Raw genomic sequence first — 17,104 nt, forward strand, 5'->3', positions numbered from 1 at the left:
GTCATCAAGCGGCTGTGGGGCTTCAGCAAGGTGCGCTATCGCGGACTGGATAAGAACGCGACGCGCGCGTTCGCCGCGCTGGCCTTGAGCAACATCTTCATGTGCCGAAATCGGCTCATGGCACAGGTGCGTCCATAAGGGCGCAAGGCGGGTCGAAAGGCTCGCGAATGAGGCCCGATGGGCGCCAAATCACCCTCATCGAATCGAGTTCCCGCATCCTGAAATCGTAGGGCCCGGCTTCTGCAAAAACAGGTGCTTCTTCAGCGTTGCCTTAGGCGCCATCACGTTTGCGTCATGGTGCCGCCCATCGGCATAGGGGGCGGCTCATGAGAGCCGCGCCCCTGCCACACCACCCGGCGTGCGGGTCCGCACCGGGCGGTTCGCGAGCTTGAGGTCAGGAACTGCTTGAGCTGGATGGCCCGCAGACGGTGGCGCAGCCGTTCGACGACCTGGGCCATGCTGCGACCTCCCGAACGGAGGGTCAGTTCCCTCACCCGCTGCTTGAAGGCGAGCACAGCCTTGGTCGCCACCCTGCGTTGCACACCGTGGCGGCCGAACCAGAAGCTGTAGCCGAGGAACTTGCGCCCCCCCCAACCCCAGCCACCGCGCTCTTGGCCTCGTTGACGGTCAGTTTCAGTTTCCCGTAGAGCCGTCGCAGCAGCGCCATCACCCGCTCGCCCGCACGGCGACTGCGTGCATACACGCAGCAGTCGTCGGCATAGCGCACAAAGCAGTGGCCCCGCCGCTCCAGGTCCACGTCGACCACGATCCGGCGCCCCGATTGCACGTACCCCTGAACCGCGCACTTAGAGCGAGGCAGCCTCCGCGACGAATCGATGAACGGTGGTACCCAACCCACGGATACGAGCTTGATTCATCGCCGCGCCTTGCCACTGCGCATCACCCGATCGATCCGCACTTCATGAACCCACTTCACGCAGCGGTTAACAGCGTCTCGCTGCAGTCGTTGACGTCCCAGCAGTTGCCACGCCGGCTCATCGAGGCCGTGATGCCGTACCCGATGAGGACATCGCTGAAGTCCTGGCTTGCATACGCTTTTCGGGGGCAAGGTCACAAACGCGCCGCTTCAACGTCTCTTCAACGCAGCAGCAAGGTGGGAATGGTGGACGCGCGCAAGAGGTCCGTGGTTTTGCTGCCCAAGAGCAGGGAGCGCAAGGGAGAATGCGAATAAGCGCCCATGATCAGCAGATCAATCCCAGCATCGCGGACCGTGCGGACGATGCCGGCCTCGAGGTCTCCAGGCAGGAACGACGCCACCACGTTCATGCCATGGGCCTCCAGGCCGGCTCGCGCTTGCTGGAGTTTCCTGTCCGCGTCGGCGCCGGCCTTTCCGCACATCAGCAGGTGCACCTGGAGCCCGGAGAACACCGGGCTGCTTGCCACCAGTTCCACGCCCCGGCGCGTGACGGCAGACCCGTCATAGGCGATCAATACACGCCGCGGCGGCTTGAAGCCCTCGGTGACCGTCAACACGGGCGTGTGCAGGGAGCGCGTCACGCGTTCGACGTTGCGGCCGATGTCGCGGCCGGATGATTCGGCCGATGCGCCGCGACGACCCAGGACCACGAGCCGCACGCCCTGCTCCTGCTCGACCAGCGTGTCCACCAATCCGCCATGGCGCTGGCGCATGTCCACCGCCTCGGCCCCTGCGGCCAGCGCGCGCTCGCGCAGGCGGTTCAGGAACTCGCGGCCGCGCTCGCGCTCGGCCTTGGTGCGTATCTGCTCCTCCTCGGTGATCTGCTTGAGCAGGGTTTCCTGGGCGTCGATGCCGATGGCGCCGCTGTGGTCCTTGCCGGAGCCGATCTCCGGATGGCGGTCGATGACATGCAGGAATTCCAGCGGCGCGTGCATGCGACACGCTGCCCAGGCGGCGTAGTCGGCGACGAAATCGGCGAAGTGCGAGCGATCGACGCAAGCCAGTACCTTGTTGTCCGGATTCACGAAGCGGCCCCCTCAATGGCTCATCAACAAGTCTTCGGCGCCGTCCTTGTCGTGGACGGCGAATTTGTCGACCATCGTCGCGCTGGCCTCGTTCAGGCCGATGACCTCGACCTCGGTGGCTTCGCGCCGGAACTTGAGGATCACCTTGTCCAGCGCGCTCACGGCGGTGATGTCCCAGAAGTGCGCCCGGCTGACGTCGATGCGGACCTTGTCGACCACCTCCTTGAAGTCGAAGGAGGCGATGAAGCGCTCGGCCGAGGCAAAGAAGACCTGGCCCGTCACCGTGTAGGTGCGCACGCGGCCTTCGTCCTCGGCCACCGAGCGCACGCGCAGGATCTGGCCCACCTTGTGCGCGAAGAAAAACCCCGACAGCAACACGCCGGTGAGCACGCCCAGTGCGAGATTATTGGTGGCCACCACCATGGCCACGGTGGCGAGCATCACCACGCTGGAGCTCTTCGGGTGCTCGCGCAGATTGCGGATCGAGCCCCAGTTGAAGGTGCCGATGGACACCATGATCATCACGGCCACCAGCGCGGCCATGGGGATGCGCGCGACCCAGGGCCCCAGGAAAACCACCAGGATGAGCAGAACGATACCGGCGGTGAGTGTGGACAAGCGCCCGCGCCCACCGGATTTCACATTGATGACCGACTGGCCGATCATGGCGCAGCCCGCCATGCCTCCGAGGAATCCGGTGACGATGTTGGCCACGCCCTGGCCCACGCACTCGCGACGCTTGTTGCTCGACGTATCGGTGAAATCGTCGATCAACGTGGCCGTCATCATCGACTCCAGCAGTCCCACGACTGCCATGGCCAACGAAACGGGAAAGATGATTCGCAGGGAATGCAGGTTGATCGGCATTTCCGGAAACAGGAAGACCGGCAGGCTGTCGGGCAACTGCCCCTTGTCGCCCACGGTGGGAACGTGCAGGCCGAGCAGCACGGTCAACGCCGTCAGGACCACGATGGCCACCAGCGGCGACGGGACCGCCTTGGTGACGTAGGGAAGCAGGTAGATGACGGCCAAGCCTCCGGCGGTCAGGGCGTATACCGTCCAGGGCACATGGATGAGCTCGGGCAACTGCGCCATGAAGATGACGATGGCCAGCGCGTTGGCGAAGCCGGTGATGACCGAGCGCGAGACAAAGCGCATGAGCCTGGCAAAGCCGAGCCAGCCGATGAGCATCTGCAGCAGTCCCGTCAACACGGTTGCCGCGAACAGGTATTGCAGGCCGTGCTGCTTGACCAGGGTGATCATCAGCAGCGCCATCGAGCCGGTGGCGGCCGAGATCATGCCGGGGCGTCCGCCCGTGAAGGCGACGACCGTGGCCATGCTGAAGGCCGCGTACAAGCCCACCTTGGGGTCCACGCCGGCGATGACGGAAAAGGCGAGCGCTTCAGGAATCAGCGCCAGCGCAACGACGAGCCCCGAAAGCACGTCGTTGCGGACATTGGAAAACCACTCCTGTCGGATGGATGGCATGTATTCGGGCCCAGTCGAACTGCCAGCCGGCAAAGGGATGGCTGGCGAAATCGCGCGTCAGCGCTTCGCTCGATCAGCGAACTGGGAGCCTGCCCGCGCGTGGGAGCGGCAAGCCATGATGCTTTCATCGAATCGAAGGGTGTGCCTCGCGCGAGCGTGGATGTAGTGGTCAAGCCGAAGCTCGCGGCGATGGGTGAGGCTTACACAGGTCGAAACTCCGATGGATCGCGGCCGAGATGGCGTGGCGAGATGATCGAGACGGTATGTTACCCACCCCATGCCCGCCTGGCGTCGGCGTGCCAAGCCACGCAAAGCTGGGGCGCGCGCAGGCCGTGTTCAGCCGGGCTATGCTTGCCCAGCCCGGCCCCCGTGGGGCTGTTCTCCAGGTGCCGGCAAGCTCGCGGGATGCATTCATGATCCACCCCGGCCTGACACTGCGTGTGAATCTGATCCTCGAAGGCCTGCTGCGCAGCCTGGAAGAAGAACATGGGCTGGCGACCCACAACGCCCGCAGGATAACGCTTGACCCATCCAGCGTTGGCAGTCTGTCGCACATGGACGCCCTGCAACAGCAGGCCATGGCGCAGGCCTCGCGGCAGCGACTGGACGTCCAGCGGCGGCGCGTGGAGGCCGCACTCGAGCGCGTTCGTCGTGGCGGCTATAGCCCGAGGACACGCCGCGCAAACCCGGCCGCGCCGACTTCAAGCGCGGCGACAAGGTCGCGTTCGAGGACAAGTACCTGCGTCGCCAGGTCGGCGTCATCGTACGCATCAACCAGCTCACCGCAAGCATCGACTGCGACAGCGGCGAATCCTGGCGCGTCGGCTTCCATCTGCCACGGCACGTCGTCGACATCTGACCCGGCTGATAGGTGGTCGTCGTGAGCATGACGTGATAGGCGTCGTTCGACAGAAAGTGGACATCGACGCCCTGGTGACCCGCATCGCCAGCGTCATCCACCGATCGGTGCCGCGAGACTCGCGTGGACTGCATCGCCCTCTTCGATCGAGATGCAAGGAAAGATCGCGTCGATGGCCCGGCATCTCGGAGACGTTCCTCGAGTTCCGACGCTTGCGGAGACTGGCGCTACGACCCCGCCCATCCGCCACGCCCGGAGGAAATCGATTCGCTCGCGCCCATCAGGCGCCGTACCCGGACACGGTGCAGCTGCAAAGTAAACCGTGAAGGTGGTCACAACCGTGCGTTGGCGCACACAAGGCCCGCGCAACGCCCCGCGCCGGCGCATGGCCAGCCGCGAGAACGCGTCCCGAAGCCCGACAACTAGACCCAGCCAGCCCGGCGCAATCGGCGGTAGACGAAGGCGCAACCGAACACCGTGGCGGCGACCGCCAGCGGGTACCCGGCCTTCCATTTCAACTCCGGCATCCATGCGAAATTCATGCCGTACAGACTGAACATCACGGTGGGGATGGCCAGGATCGCGCCCCAACCCGCCAGGCGCTTGACCACCTCGTTCTGGTTGTTGGCCACCAGCGCCAGGTTCACCTGCATGGCCGTGGTCAGCATGTCGCGCATGCCGTCGATGAGGCTCACCAGCCGCGACACGTGGTCCTGGATGTCCCGGAAGTACGCGCGCAGTTCCTTCGGAATCAGGTCGCCGTGCAGGCGCATGAGTTCCGAGCTGATTTCCGCCACCGGCAACACGGCATTGCGCAATTCCAGGAGATTGCGCTTCAGGTCGTACAAGCGCTCGATGACGAGCCTGTCGAAGCGATCCCTGAAGATGTCGGTTTCGATCGCGTCGAAGTCCTTCTCGAACTGGGCCACGACCGGTTGGTAGTTGTCCGCCACGAAGTCCAGCAGCGCATACAGCGCGAAGCCCGGGCCCTTGGGAAGTTCCTTCGTGCCGACCTCGCTGCGCTGCAACACCTGCGCATAGCTCGACGAGGCGCCGTGGCGCACCGAAACCAGGAAGTTCGGGCCCACGAAGAGGTGGGTCTCGCCATAGACCACCGACCCTTCCTGCAGTTGCGCCGTCTTCAACACGATGAACAGCGAACCGCTGTAGGCCTCGATCTTCGGCCGCTGATGGGCGTGGTGCGCATCCTCGATGGCCAGCTCATGCAGGCCGAAGTCGCGCTGGATTTGCCGCAACACGGCGTCGTCCGGCTCGTGCAGTCCGAGCCACACGAAAGTTCCGCTCTGCCGGATGACTTGCGAGATCTCGTCGATGGAGACGTCCCCGATGCGCCTTCCCTCGCGATAGATGACACTGTCCACCGTGGATGTCATCGTCCTGCTCCTCCCGTGACGGTCGTCGGCAACCAACCCCGCCTGCATTGTGGCATCCAGCCCTGGCGGCAGGCCAGCCTGCCTCCCGAAGGCTAGCGTGCATGCCGCGTCGGACACGAGGGGCGGACGACGCCACGCCGGCGCTGGACGTGGCTATGCATGCGATCGATCCGCTCGATCGCGACCGGTAACCGCCCAGCGCACCACGCGGCCGACCGTCAACGCCCGCGCAAGCAGCGTCACCACCATGACCAAGACCGCGGCCAACAGGATGCTTGCCGAGAAGCTCACCAGCAGGACCTCCATGCCGATCAGCACGAACAGCACGGCATTGAGAATTTCATCGATCAGTTCCCAGAACAGGTCGACGTACTGCCGCGTGGTGTCGGACATCGCCAGCCTGCGACCGCCATTGCCGACGATGAGCCCCACGACCACCATGGCCAGCGGCCCGGACACGTGCAGCCGGTTGGCCAGCGCATAGCCTCCGGTCACCGCGGCCAGCGTCAGCATCACCTCGACCTCGTAGTTGTCGACGCTGCGCAGCAGCCTGAACGTGACATACCCGAGCACCAGACCGAAGAGCAGGCCTCCGCCGGCTTCCTGCAGCATCAATTCCAGGCCGTGCTTCACCGTGGGCGCATCGCCGCTCGTGAGCATTCCGAGCAGCAGCGCAAAGAGGACGACACCCACGCCATCGTTGAACAGGGATTCGCCCGCGATGACGAGTTCCAGGTTCTTCGGCGCGCCGGCCGTCTTCAGGATGCCCATCACCGCAACCGGATCCGTGGGCGAGATCAGCGCGCCGAACAGCAGGCAATAGACCAGCGGCAGGTGCAACCCCACCCAGGGCAGCGCCAGCCAGGTGCCGTAGCCCACGGCCAGCGTGGACAGCAGCGTGGAGATCACGGCCAGCGCACCCACCTGCCAGCGATAGTTGCGCAGTTCGGAAAGGTCCGCGTGCAGGGCCCCGGCAAACAGCAGCAGGGAGAGCATGCCCTGCATCAGCAAGCTCGAGAAGTCGATCGCGCGCAGCATCGACTCCTCCACCTGTCGCAGTCCGAGGTCCCAGCCAGCCGCATCCAGGCCCACGAGCCCGAGCGAGAGCAGCATCCGCGAGGGCCGGCGTCGGTGCCGCCCGTGAACGCTCCGTATCGAACGGCGCCGGACCTCGCGGCTGCGGCTATCGACGCACCCGGCGTCCGACCGGGTCGAGTCTTGATCTTGCGCAAGCGAATCGTCGCTGCAAGGTCCGTCGGGACGGTTGCGCCCCTTCCGGTCGCGCGGACGCGCTTCAGCTTCGAGAGCGCAACTGAAGGGGAGACCGCCCCCCGTCGGCGATCTCGTCCATCGCATGCGCGGCCTGGCCGACGATGCACCTGCGGGTGCCGGACCCGGCCGGCGCTGAGCCGGCAGCGTCGTGCATGACGCCTCGGGTCGACGCCGCGGGCTCAGGAGGTCTGCGCATCCGTGAGCCGCGCCAAGCGCTGCCTGTGATCGTCGCGCGCGGCGTCGATCTCGCGCATCACGCCGTCCAGGTCGACGGCGCCGGGCGGTCTTTCGAAGCGGCCCGTGAGCTGCGTCTCGGGGCTGAGCCGGCCCTGGCTGTACAGCGCCCAGATCTCGCCGGCGTGCTCGCTGTCGCGCAGCTCGGGCGCGAAGCGTCCGAAGAAGGCGTTGAGGTTGCCGACGTCGCGCACGAGCATGCGCGCCGCGTGGTTGTTGCCGGCCGCGTCGACCGCCTGGGGCAGGTCGATGATGACCGGCCCCTCGGCGCCGAGCAGGATGTTGAACTCCGACAGATCGCCATGCACCACGCCCGCGCACAACATGCGAACGACCTCGCGCAGCAGGCCGTGGTGGTGCAAGCGGGCTTGCTGCGGGCTGAAGTCGACGTCGTTGAGTCGCGGCGCGGCGGCGCCGTGCTCGCCGACGATCAGCTCCATGAGCAACACGCCCTCGTGGAACTGCAGCGGGCGGGGCACGCGGACCCCCGCCGCGGCCAGGCGATACAGCGCCTCGACCTCGGCGCTTTGCCATGCCGCCTCCTGCGACTCGCGTCCGAAGCGCGAGCCCTTGGCGATTGCGCGCGCCTGGCGCGAATTCTTGACCTTGCGATTCTCGGTGTAGTCGACGGCCTGCCGGAAGCTGCGTTGCGTGGCCTGCTTGTAGACCTTGGCGCAGAAGGTCTCGTCGCCGAGGCCGACGACGTAGACCGTGGCTTCCTTGCCGCTGGTGAGTTGGCGCGAGACGCGGTCGATCAGGCCTTCGTCGAACAAGGCTTGCAGCGGCTTGGGGATTTTCATGGGCCCATTTTGCGCTCTCGGCCCGGGCCGGGGCACCCGAACCCCGGCGGGCGTCGAAGGTGCAAGCGATGCGGATGATCTCCAGCAGCGGTGTGGCCGGCTCGACCTGCAGCTCGCGCGCCTGCTCGGGCGTGGCAGCGCTCGCGCGGATGCGCTCGGAGGTGCGCACGACGCTGTTGTTGAAATCGTCCTGGTAGAGCTGTTAGAGCGTGCCCTTGCGCGCGCGAAGGCGCTCCTCGTCGAACCCCGAGAACGCCGCGGCGGGCAGGTAGATCTCGTCCACCGGGGTGATGCGCCCCTGCAGCGACAGAACGTTGGAGAGGTGGTAGAGCCGCGCGCCGGCCCTCACCTCCAGGCTCCTGGCGGCATAGGCATCGGCGGCAACCACGTCGAAGAGTCGAAAGCGCACCTGGGGGTATTCCTTGCGGCCGTCCTTTCCGACGAGGTGGAAGCCTGACCGGGGCGCCCCACTCCAGCCCATCGATGGCGGCCGACAGGCGTCTGCGAACTTCCCGGTACAAGGGGACGTCGGAGCGGTGTTGACGCCGATGTCGATTGGAGCCATCTGCCGGGTTTGGCGTGAGCTGCGAAGGGCGTAGCCCGGAGCCGCTCACCGCACGCCGGTCGTCCCTGGAGATGGGGCGGCCATCGTGAAGTCCGGATAAGGTTGGGGTGCGACCCACCAATCCTTGTCTGAAGGAAACCACGATGACCAGCGCCACTATCGCATGGACCGAGCTCGCTGAGAAGGGGGCCGATGTCGACGTGCTGCGCCAGATGATGCAGTTCATGCCCCAGCGCCTGCACGGCTGATGCAAGCCCGCAAGAAAGGCCAACGGCCTAGGCGCTTTCGCGTCTAAGCCGTTGATTCATTTGGCTCGCCGACCAGGGCGAAACTGGGCACTGGAGCGTAGCGCTTGAATGCCTCTGAACATTTGCCCGTGGCGCCGAGGGAGGAAGGCTTTGCAGTCGAGACAGGCAGCGCCCGGCGAAGCGGCCTACACGGTTGAATGCTTGTCCCGATAGAGCGCGAGTCCCATCAGCAGGAAGGCCGGCAACACGGACCCAAGGAATACGCGCGATGGTGTCGAAACCTGCAGCAGCGCGCCGAGGACAACCGGCAGCAACGCACGCTGGAGTACGGTCTGCGTGGCGATCCGGCCGCCCCAGGATCGCGCGTCGTCCGGACATTGCACCCGCAGGAACAGTTTCGCGCGCTGCTTGATGCGCAGGGCACTCAGGGAAAAACCGATGAAGGCACCTGCCACCTGCATCCAGAGACTGCTCCCGATCGCGAACACGAGGAAACTGGCGAGCAACATCGCCGTCAACACCCCATCCCGAAGACTCGCCAATGCCCAGCGTGTGTAGGCGCCGATGGCACACAGGGATCCGGCGATGCAAAGCATCTCGAGGATTGCGTAATCCGCGATCCCCATACGCCGTTCGTGGTGCATTAGAAATGGGGCCAGAAAATTGAACAAGGCAACCAGAGCCCCGAGCAGCATCCACAGCGCGAAAGCGCTGTCCGGCCTTCCCGGCTCCGAAACACACTCCCTGGCGGCGACGGCCGCGGCGTCGCGAGCCGGAACGGCCAGGACATTCGACGCCATGCACTGCACAGCCAGTCCCCACGCCGCAACACCCACCGCAACGGCGAGCGCGCCGAGGTATCCGAGCCACTGAAACGAAAAGCCCGAGACGGCTGCGCCAGCGAACATTGCGAACTGGGCACCCAGCATCTGGGTACGAGCGATCAGCGCGCATCGCTCCCGCGGAAGTCGCAACGCGAGCGCTCCGATGATCGTCTCGACGCTGAAGATCGTGCAGGCGCCAGCCAGCGAAGAAGCGAGCAAGACGGCGTAAGCAACGACTGGCGCGCCCAAGTTCGCGGCAAGCGGCACAGCGGCCAGATAGGTCACAAGGCCGAGCCCTCGTGCAAGCAGGAGGGTAGGTGCCTCGTCGACTCGGGGCGATGCTCGCCGAAGCCGTGCCAACAGCGGCGGAAGCAAGGCACCAACGCCCAGGATCACGCCCACCTGCAAAGCGTGGCCGTGGCCCGTCCGAGCGGAAAGCACCCACAGCGAAGCGATGCAGGCGATGCTGTCAGCGGTTACATAGAAAAAGTTGACGGCAGACAGGGCGAACAGGCTGACCAGTTCATCTCCACTCGCCCCATCTCCGCCGTTCTTCAGGTTCATGCTCAGCCCGACTTGAGCATCGCTGGCTTCACGCGCCCATCAGGCCTGCCCGGAAACGTCCAGGTCTTCAACAGATCGTCGCTGAACAACACGATTCTCTCCTGCTGCTCGAGATGTTTCCGGTCTGCGCGAAAGTCAATCAGAATTTCCCGGAACTGCGTCGATTTCAAAGCCAAGTTCGTCGGAATTTGATAGTGGGTTTCCGCCTCGCCCTTGATCCGGCTCCCGTCTTCCGCATGCCAGCACATCGTGAAATGCCCAAGCACGGAACCCGGGCCATCGGGAACCCAAGTCTCCACGGTGGAATCGATTGCGGAAAGATCCGGCAGCTTCAATTGACCTTCGATCTCGAAGGAGGCCATCAAACCCGTCGGGCACTTCTCCACCGAATACACCGTTCTCAAGCTGCCACACGATCTATTCAACTGCAAAGTCCTGACTGCCTTGTACACCCCACCGGTTTCTCTGAAGGGATTGATCGCCCCTTCCCTGACGAAACTCATGGATGGCTGCCCCGTCAAGAGGACGTAGGCGAGAATTCCCAAATCGGCATGGGACGGTCCGCGAACGCCGCTCACGACTTGGTCGAGATGCCATCGCCTGCGTGGTAATGGTTCCGTGCCTCGGAGTGGGTTCGACACGAACAGCTTCGGCGAGTTCCAATGGCTGGACAAATCACCCACGCACCAAGGGCGCATTCAAAGACACCCAAGGCGTTGCGGCCGACACCGGGCAGGAGCCGCGCAAGCACACTGCGCGGGGTCAATGAGTCCATTCCGCAGGAGACGCGCAGATCCCGCGCATCGATGCCGAGTCGGGCCGGCGCGAACTGTCGCGCTCGGCCTTCGTGGCTTTGGCCGCTGAACACGAGCGGACCACCATGCCGCGATCGATCGTCGCGACCTTCTACGTCCTGGCCATGATCGCAGCCGTGGTCTGCGTCGACGTCCTGCTTCTCAGGCACCAATTCTGGGCGCGACTTTTCGTGAACATCGGCATCGCCGCAGTCGCCGCCGCCACCTACCTGCGTTTCATGAAGAAACCCTGAACCCTTGGCAGGTTTACCCCAGAAGCGATGAAGCCCCAGGCTTGTGACCTGAGGCTTCTGATGGTGGCTCGCCGAGACGGACAAACCCGGGAACTGGGAAGTTGCACTCGACATTTGAGGCTCGTCCTCATACGTGATGCTCTTCCACGCCGCCGCACCAGATCACGTGCTCGGAGCATCAGGGGCTTGAATGCATTCGGTTCATCCCCGCTCGCGCGGGCTCCTCAACGGCCTCGGGTCCGACTCGCGAGGGTCCGTTCGGCATCGGCGGCGACAAGCCAGCCGTCGGTGCTGCAGCGACATCGGCCTAACCCGGCGGGCACCGCGCCACCATGTCGATTTCGATTAGCGCGCCCTTGGCCAGGCCGGTCACTCCGACGCAGGTGCGCGCCGGCCGGCGCTGCGCAGGAAAGTAGCCCGCGTAGACCCGGTTCATCGCCTCGTAGTCGGCATCGAACGCGGTGAGATACACGCGTACGGACACGACGTCGGCCAGTCGCAGTCCACAGCCGGCGAGCACCACGCCGAGGTTGTGCATGACCTGATGCGTCTGTGCTTCGATGCCTTGCGGATAGGGCGAATCCAGCGAGGTTCCGGTAAACGGCATCTGGCCGGTGATGAAGACCCATCCATCGGCTTGGACGGCATGGCTGAAGGGGGCGACCGGGTCGGGCGCACCGCCGATCATGTGAAAGGTCGTGGGCATGGCTTTCGCATCCTGAAGCGGGTCTGCAGCGGCGCTCGATCGCGCTGCCAGCCCATCTTAAGAACCCATGCTGCGTTTGCACAAGGTGTGTTGCGGCGACCCTTTCCCGGGCATGCATGCGGCTTCAGAGCGAGCCGGCAAGCGCCCTGCCGCGGGCTTTCGCTTTTGCACAAGAAATTGTGCGCTGCGACACAAGCGCTCCCGGCGCTGGCTTCCTAGCATCGTTTCCAAGGCGGCGGATCGTCCGAAGCCCAGTGATCCGGATCGCTCGTGATCCGTCTAGTTCCTGTTTCCACGACCGGAGAAATTCCCATGTTCACCCAGATGTTGCACACCCGTACGCCGGCGCCGTCGAGACTGGCCAACGGGCGGGTCTGGCGCCGCGCCGCCGCCTGCATGGCCTTGGGTGCCGCGGCCTGCCTGGGCCAGCTGGCGAGCGCACAAGCCGCCGAGCCGGGCTCACCTCGGGTCTGCGCGGCGCTGCAAGCGCATTACCCGCAGTTCAAGGGCAAAACCCTCGTGGACGCCATCAACCCGCACACCCCCGGGTATGAGGCCCTGGATCCGAAGGATCCGAGTCACTACGTCGGTTTCGACGTGGATCTGGCCGAGTCCCTGGGCAAGTGCCTGGGCTTTTCGGTGCGGTACACCCCGGTGGCCTTCGCGGCATTGCTGCCGACATTGCAGAGTGGCCGAGCCGATTTCGTGATTTCCGATATCTACGCCACCAAGGAGCGCGCCCGCGCCGCGGATTTCATCACCTATTCCAAGGTGTTCGACGGTGTGCTCGTGGCCAAGGACAACCCTAAGAAGATCAGTGGCATCAACCAGTCGCTCTGCGGCATGACGGCTGCCGAGAACACCGGTTTCGTCGAGGTTCCGCTGGTGCAGAACCTTGCGGCCGCCTGCACAGCCGCGGGCAAGCCGGCGCCGAAGGTTCAGCTATACGACAACAACGCGTCGTGCATCCAAGCCGTGCTGGCCGGCCGGGCCGACACATATATCAATGACGTGAACACCGTTGATCAGGCGGTCAAGGCCTATCCCGACAAGTTGAGCAAGGCGGTCGCCGTGACGCTGCCCTACCACATCGGGATCGCGGTGCCACAGGACAACCATGCGCTGCGTGGCGCCATCATGGCCGCGCTGAAGGCGCTGCAGGCTTCGGGGCAGCAGGCGGCGATGATGCGCAAGTGGGGCCTCGACCAGGGCGCCGTGGAAGCGCCGACCCTGGTGACCGCGCATTGAACGGGGACCGGCGTGGCACTGTTCTACCACTACCTGACCCTGGGCTACCTGCTGCACGGAATCGCGCTGACCCTGCTGGTCACCGCGTACGGGCTGGCAGGCGGCCTGGGGGCCGGCATCGTGCTGGCCGCAATGCAGTTGTCGGGGCAGCGGTGGATGGCCGCGCTGGCTCGCGGCTACACCGTGGTGTTCCGCGGCACGCCGCTGATTCTGCAAATGGTGTTCGTCTACGACGCTCTGCCGCACTTCGGGATTCGCTGGAGCGCCGTGGCCTCGGCCGGTGTGGCGCTGGCGATGAACGAGGCCCCGTTCATCGCCGAGATCCTGCGCTCGGGCATTGTCGGCGTTGACCGCGGGCAGGTGCTGGCGGGCAGGGCGCTGGGCATGCCGGCGCGGGTGCTGATGCGCCACGTCGTGGCGCCGCAGGCGATTCGCACCATGATTCCCGCTTTCGGCAACGAAGCCGTGAGCGCCTTGAAAAACTCCTCGCTGGCGTCATTCATCTCGGTGCAGGAGTTGACCCTTCGCAGCACGCAGTTGGCGTCGTCGACCTTTGACTTCTTCTCGGTGTTCTTTGCCTCGGGCCTGTTCTACCTGCTGCTGACGGGAACTGTCTCCCTGCTGCAACTCATCGCCGAGCGGGTCCTGGATCTCGATCGCCCGATGTCGGGGCCTGCGCGCCGCATGCGGGGATGGCCTTGGCTGCAGGCCCTGTGGCCTGCAACTCGCCGCGCGGCCCTGCCCGTGCCGAGCTTCGCGTCATCGCCAGTCCCGGCTACGGCGCCGCCTGCGACGCAGGCCGGCGGCGGTGTAGCGTCGAACCGCCGACAACGGGCGCAGGGTCTGGCCGCCGCGCCGATTGCTGTGGAGGTGCGGGACCTGACCATGAGCTACGGCAAGCAGTGCATCTTCAGTGCGTTGAGTCTGCGCGTGCACAGCGGAGAGGTTGTGGCATTGCTCGGGCCCAGCGGCTCGGGCAAGAGCACGCTGCTGCGTTGTCTGAACCGTCTCGAGACCTGGGACAGTGGCAGCGTGTTCATCAGCGGACGACGCATCGGCATGAGCGCCGGCGGGGTCGTGCTGAGCACCAGCGCGCTGGCGCGCCAGAGGGTAGAGGTCGGTGTGGGCATGGTGTTCCAGCACTTCAACCTGTTCGCACACCTCAGTGCACGCGAGAACATCGCCGGGCCCTTGCGCTGGGTGCATCGCTGGTCCGCCGCCGCAGCCGATGCGCGGACGCAGGAGTTGCTCGATCGCGTCGGCCTGGCCGATCGCGCCGACGCGCTTCCCAGGCACCTGTCCGGCGGGCAGCAGCAGCGCGTGGCGATCGCGCGCGCGATCGCCACGCGGCCGAGGGTGCTGCTGCTCGACGAGCCCACATCGGCGCTGGATCCGGAAATGGTGGGCGAGGTGCTCGACGTCATCCGGCGTCTGGCCAGCGAGGAGGGTCTGACCATGCTGATCTCCACGCATCAACTGCGCTTCGCCGAGGAGGTGGCCGACCGCGTCGTCTTCCTCGCTCAGGGAAGCATCGTCGAGGACGGTCCGGCGCACGAGGTGCTGCACACGCCCAGCCATCCGCTGACATCCCGGTTCATTCGCGTCATGGCCGCCGGCCAGTTGTCGGGGGAACCCGCCTGAAGCCTGGCTGCCACTCGCCCCGAGTCCATCCCACCATTCCGATCTTGTCCGTTTCCCGCACGGAGGCCCTGATGTTTCACGATCTTCCCGCCCGTCCCAAAAGTGTCCACTGGGGCTATTTCGATGCCGCCCTGGCCCCAGTGCTGCATGTGCACAGCGGGGACGTCGTGCGCGCCGAGGCCGTCACTCACCACGCAGGCGACGCGCCTGACTTGATGATGGATGATGCGCTGCGCGCGCTGTACGCCAGCATTCCGGAGCAGGATCGCAATCCGGGCGTGCACCTGATGACCGGCCCGATCCATGTCGAGGATGCGCGGCCGGGCGACATGCTCGAAGTCCGCTACCTGCAGATGCTGCCGCGTCTGCGCTACGGTTCCAACCTGGCTGCGCACTGGGGGCACCTGTACCGGGAACTTGGCGAGAAGGAGCGGGTGACCATCTACGAACTCGACGAGCAGTGCAACACTGCCAGCGCGCTGTTCGCCTACGACTATCCCGGCAAGTACCTGGTGCCGGGGCGCATCACGCCACGATCGACGTGCAACTGCCAGCCGGCGCTGGGTGGCGTGCGCGTGCCGGTACGCCCCCACCTGGGAACCGCCGGCGTGGCCCCTGACGCGATGGGGCGTGTGAGCACCGTGCCGCCGGGCGCGCACGGTGGCAATATCGACAATTGGCGCATCGGAGCGGGCTCCACCATGTATTACCCGGTCGCCGTTCCGGGCGCGCTGTTCTCGATCGGCGATCCGCATATCTCCCAGGGAGACGGCGAAATCAGCGGTACGGCGATCGAGGCCTCGCTCAACGTGATGTTCCAGATCGTGCTGCGCAAGGACTTCCACTTTCCATCGCCGTTGCTGGAAACGCCTGACATGTGGATCGTGCACGGATTCGACGAAGACCTCGATGTGGCCATGCGCCAGGCGGCGAAGGACATGTTGCAGCTGCTCGTCGAGCGCCATCGCCTGAGCCGCGACGATGCCTATTCGCTGATGAGCGTGGGCGCCGATTTCGGAGTGACCCAGGTCGTCGACGGCAAGCAGGGTGTGCACTGCAAGATGCCGCGCGGCTTGTTCGCGCCGACGCAGCGCGGCTGAGCGCACGGCATGGCCGCTGCCGGTGCGGCGTAGCGGCGACGCAGGGCACGCTTCTTGCGGTTTCGCTCCTGAATCCTGGGAGCGAATCGCAGTGCAGACCGAGCTTTTCACGACCGACCCCTATCCGGTGCAAGAGCGCCCCGAAAGGTGGCGCGAGGCATTGCAGCCGCACCATCTTCGCGCGCGCATGGACACGGCGCGCGAGCCGCTGCACGCCACGCTGCTGGCGGCCCGTTCGCCGCTGGGCATCACCATGGCGGCGATCAGGTCCTCGGCGCAGCGCCTCGTACGCCGCGCGGCCCCGCCGCAGGAGCTCTGGTTGTGCCTGCACATGTCCGGGCCCGCGTGGCTGCATGAAGCTGGGCGGCAGCGCGCGCTGGACCCTGGAGACATGGTGTATGGCACCGCGCGATCCGAGCTGGAGCTGAGCTTCGATGGAGACTTTCGGCAGTTCATGCTTCGCGTTCCCGTCGAGACCCTGAAGTCGCGCCTGGCGGGGCCGCTGCGTGCCAGCTCGGGGTGCCTGTCCGGCCGCCACGGCATGGGACACGTGCTTTCCGGCACGCTGGCAGCACTGGCGAATGCTTTCGATTCGCTGGACGCCGGGCAACTGCAATGCCTGGAACAGAGCTTGCCGGAGATCGTCGCGGCCAGCCTGGCCGACGAGGTCATCACGGTTGCGCAGCAGGGATTGCGCACGCCGCAGGCAGCCCTGTTGCACAGGGCCTTGCGTCACGTGGACACGCACCTGAGCGACTCCGGGCTCAGCCTGGCCGAGGTGGCCCGGCTCGAGGGGGTCTCCGCGCGGACCCTGCAAAAGCTATTCGAGGCCAGCGGCAGAACCTTCTCGGGTAATGTCCCGCCGAGTGGTGTAAGTCTTTGGTGCGGTGAGCTGCGAAGGGCGTAGCCCGGAGCAGCTCACCGCGCGCCGGTCGTCCCTGGAGATGGGGGTGGCCATCGTGAAGTCCGGATAAGGTTGAGGTGCGACCCACCAATCCTTGTCTGAAGGAAACCACGATGACCAACGCCACTATCGCATTGACCGAGCTCGCTGAGAAGGGGGCCGATGTCGACGTGCTGCGCCAGATGGTGCAGTTCATGGCCCAGCGCCTCATGGAGATCGACGTGGAGGGGCGCTGCGGCGCCGGCTA

The 17,104-nt window shown here is 65.5% G+C and carries 14 protein-coding genes and 4 pseudogenes; 7 read left to right on the forward strand and 11 right to left on the reverse strand.

The genetic code is table 11. The features are described 5' to 3' along the window. Positions 1–138: pseudogene (locus D466_RS24270) on the forward strand (IS5/IS1182 family transposase); the annotation flags it as partial. A gap of 260 nt (positions 139–398) precedes the next feature. Here the strand turns inward: D466_RS24270 and D466_RS23650 are convergent. The 10 genes and pseudogenes from D466_RS23650 to D466_RS24290 form a co-directional block, all read right to left on the reverse strand. After that, positions 399–763, reverse strand: a pseudogene (locus tag D466_RS23650) (reverse transcriptase domain-containing protein); the annotation flags it as partial. 335 nt (positions 764–1,098) lie between these two features. Further along, positions 1,099–1,962: a universal stress protein gene (locus D466_RS0119210; RefSeq protein WP_018915311.1), complete on the reverse strand. Its 864-nt coding sequence runs from the start codon at positions 1,960–1,962 to the stop codon at positions 1,099–1,101. A gap of 12 nt (positions 1,963–1,974) precedes the next feature. Continuing rightward, entirely contained in the window at positions 1,975–3,450 is a 1,476-nt protein-coding gene (locus D466_RS0119215; protein WP_018915312.1) for a SulP family inorganic anion transporter, read from the reverse strand. A 658-nt stretch (positions 3,451–4,108) separates the two neighbouring features. Further along, positions 4,109–4,282 carry a hypothetical protein gene (locus tag D466_RS24280; RefSeq protein ID WP_156004481.1) on the reverse strand — a complete coding sequence of 58 codons (174 nt, stop codon included), beginning with the start codon at positions 4,280–4,282 and terminating at the stop codon, positions 4,109–4,111. 449 nt (positions 4,283–4,731) lie between these two features. Then, a complete protein-coding gene (locus D466_RS0119230) occupies positions 4,732–5,703 on the reverse strand; it encodes a magnesium and cobalt transport protein CorA (RefSeq protein WP_018915313.1) in 972 nt (323 codons plus the stop codon). 153 nt (positions 5,704–5,856) lie between these two features. Then, positions 5,857–6,816, reverse strand: coding sequence for a sodium:proton antiporter (locus tag D466_RS0119235; RefSeq protein ID WP_018915314.1), 960 nt, complete (start codon positions 6,814–6,816; stop codon positions 5,857–5,859). Positions 6,817–7,154: 338 nt separating this feature from the next. After that, on the reverse strand, positions 7,155–8,009 hold the full coding sequence (locus tag D466_RS0119240) for a PA4780 family RIO1-like protein kinase (RefSeq protein ID WP_018915315.1): 855 nt from the start codon (positions 8,007–8,009) through the stop codon (positions 7,155–7,157). Between the two features lie 115 nt (positions 8,010–8,124). Then, positions 8,125–8,574: pseudogene (locus D466_RS24895) on the reverse strand (UTRA domain-containing protein); the annotation flags it as partial. A gap of 433 nt (positions 8,575–9,007) precedes the next feature. Next, complete coding sequence (locus tag D466_RS0119260; protein WP_018915319.1) at positions 9,008–10,210, reverse strand: hypothetical protein; 1,203 nt, start codon at positions 10,208–10,210, stop codon at positions 9,008–9,010. A 2-nt stretch (positions 10,211–10,212) separates the two neighbouring features. Further along, positions 10,213–10,788: a hypothetical protein gene (locus D466_RS24290; RefSeq protein ID WP_156004483.1), complete on the reverse strand. Its 576-nt coding sequence runs from the start codon at positions 10,786–10,788 to the stop codon at positions 10,213–10,215. Between the two features lie 302 nt (positions 10,789–11,090). Between D466_RS24290 and D466_RS24295 the strand changes: the two genes are divergently transcribed. Next, entirely contained in the window at positions 11,091–11,258 is a 168-nt protein-coding gene (locus D466_RS24295) for a hypothetical protein (RefSeq protein WP_018915321.1), read from the forward strand. Positions 11,259–11,565: 307 nt separating this feature from the next. Here D466_RS24295 and D466_RS0119275 read toward each other — a convergent pair whose 3' ends face one another. Continuing rightward, positions 11,566–11,964, reverse strand: coding sequence for a RidA family protein (locus D466_RS0119275; protein WP_018915322.1), 399 nt, complete (start codon positions 11,962–11,964; stop codon positions 11,566–11,568). A 312-nt stretch (positions 11,965–12,276) separates the two neighbouring features. On the opposite strand from D466_RS0119275, the gene D466_RS0119280 reads away from it, so the two are divergent. The 5 genes and pseudogenes from D466_RS0119280 to D466_RS24300 all read left to right on the forward strand — a co-directional run. Further along, positions 12,277–13,212: an ABC transporter substrate-binding protein gene (locus D466_RS0119280; RefSeq protein WP_018915323.1), complete on the forward strand. Its 936-nt coding sequence runs from the start codon at positions 12,277–12,279 to the stop codon at positions 13,210–13,212. Positions 13,213–13,224: 12 nt separating this feature from the next. Next, positions 13,225–14,853, forward strand: coding sequence for an amino acid ABC transporter permease/ATP-binding protein (locus D466_RS0119285; RefSeq protein WP_018915324.1), 1,629 nt, complete (start codon positions 13,225–13,227; stop codon positions 14,851–14,853). 71 nt (positions 14,854–14,924) lie between these two features. Then, positions 14,925–15,953 (forward strand): acetamidase/formamidase family protein, encoded by a 1,029-nt coding sequence (locus D466_RS0119290; RefSeq protein WP_018915325.1) that lies wholly within the window; start codon positions 14,925–14,927, stop codon positions 15,951–15,953. Between the two features lie 91 nt (positions 15,954–16,044). Continuing rightward, positions 16,045–16,860: an AraC family transcriptional regulator gene (locus tag D466_RS0119295; RefSeq protein ID WP_018915326.1), complete on the forward strand. Its 816-nt coding sequence runs from the start codon at positions 16,045–16,047 to the stop codon at positions 16,858–16,860. A gap of 110 nt (positions 16,861–16,970) precedes the next feature. Continuing rightward, positions 16,971–17,104, forward strand: a pseudogene (locus D466_RS24300) (IS256 family transposase); the annotation flags it as partial.

The organism is Thiomonas sp. FB-6, from assembly GCF_000377645.1.
GTDB lineage: Bacteria > Pseudomonadota > Gammaproteobacteria > Burkholderiales > Burkholderiaceae_C > Thiomonas_A.

Coding starts and splice junctions, on each gene's coding strand:
- D466_RS0119290 (WP_018915325.1), top strand. CDS start 14,925: ATGTTTCACGATCTTCCCGCCCGTCCCAAAAGTGTCCACTGGGGCTAT.
- D466_RS0119260 (WP_018915319.1), bottom strand. CDS start 10,210: ATGAACCTGAAGAACGGCGGAGATGGGGCGAGTGGAGATGAACTGGTC.
- D466_RS0119230 (WP_018915313.1), bottom strand. CDS start 5,703: ATGACATCCACGGTGGACAGTGTCATCTATCGCGAGGGAAGGCGCATC.
- D466_RS0119240 (WP_018915315.1), bottom strand. CDS start 8,009: ATGAAAATCCCCAAGCCGCTGCAAGCCTTGTTCGACGAAGGCCTGATC.
- D466_RS0119215 (WP_018915312.1), bottom strand. CDS start 3,450: ATGCCATCCATCCGACAGGAGTGGTTTTCCAATGTCCGCAACGACGTG.
- D466_RS24280 (WP_156004481.1), bottom strand. CDS start 4,282: ATGGAAGCCGACGCGCCAGGATTCGCCGCTGTCGCAGTCGATGCTTGC.
- D466_RS0119280 (WP_018915323.1), top strand. CDS start 12,277: ATGTTCACCCAGATGTTGCACACCCGTACGCCGGCGCCGTCGAGACTG.
- D466_RS24295 (WP_018915321.1), top strand. CDS start 11,091: ATGCCGCGATCGATCGTCGCGACCTTCTACGTCCTGGCCATGATCGCA.
- D466_RS0119275 (WP_018915322.1), bottom strand. CDS start 11,964: ATGCCCACGACCTTTCACATGATCGGCGGTGCGCCCGACCCGGTCGCC.
- D466_RS0119235 (WP_018915314.1), bottom strand. CDS start 6,816: ATGCTGCTCTCGCTCGGGCTCGTGGGCCTGGATGCGGCTGGCTGGGAC.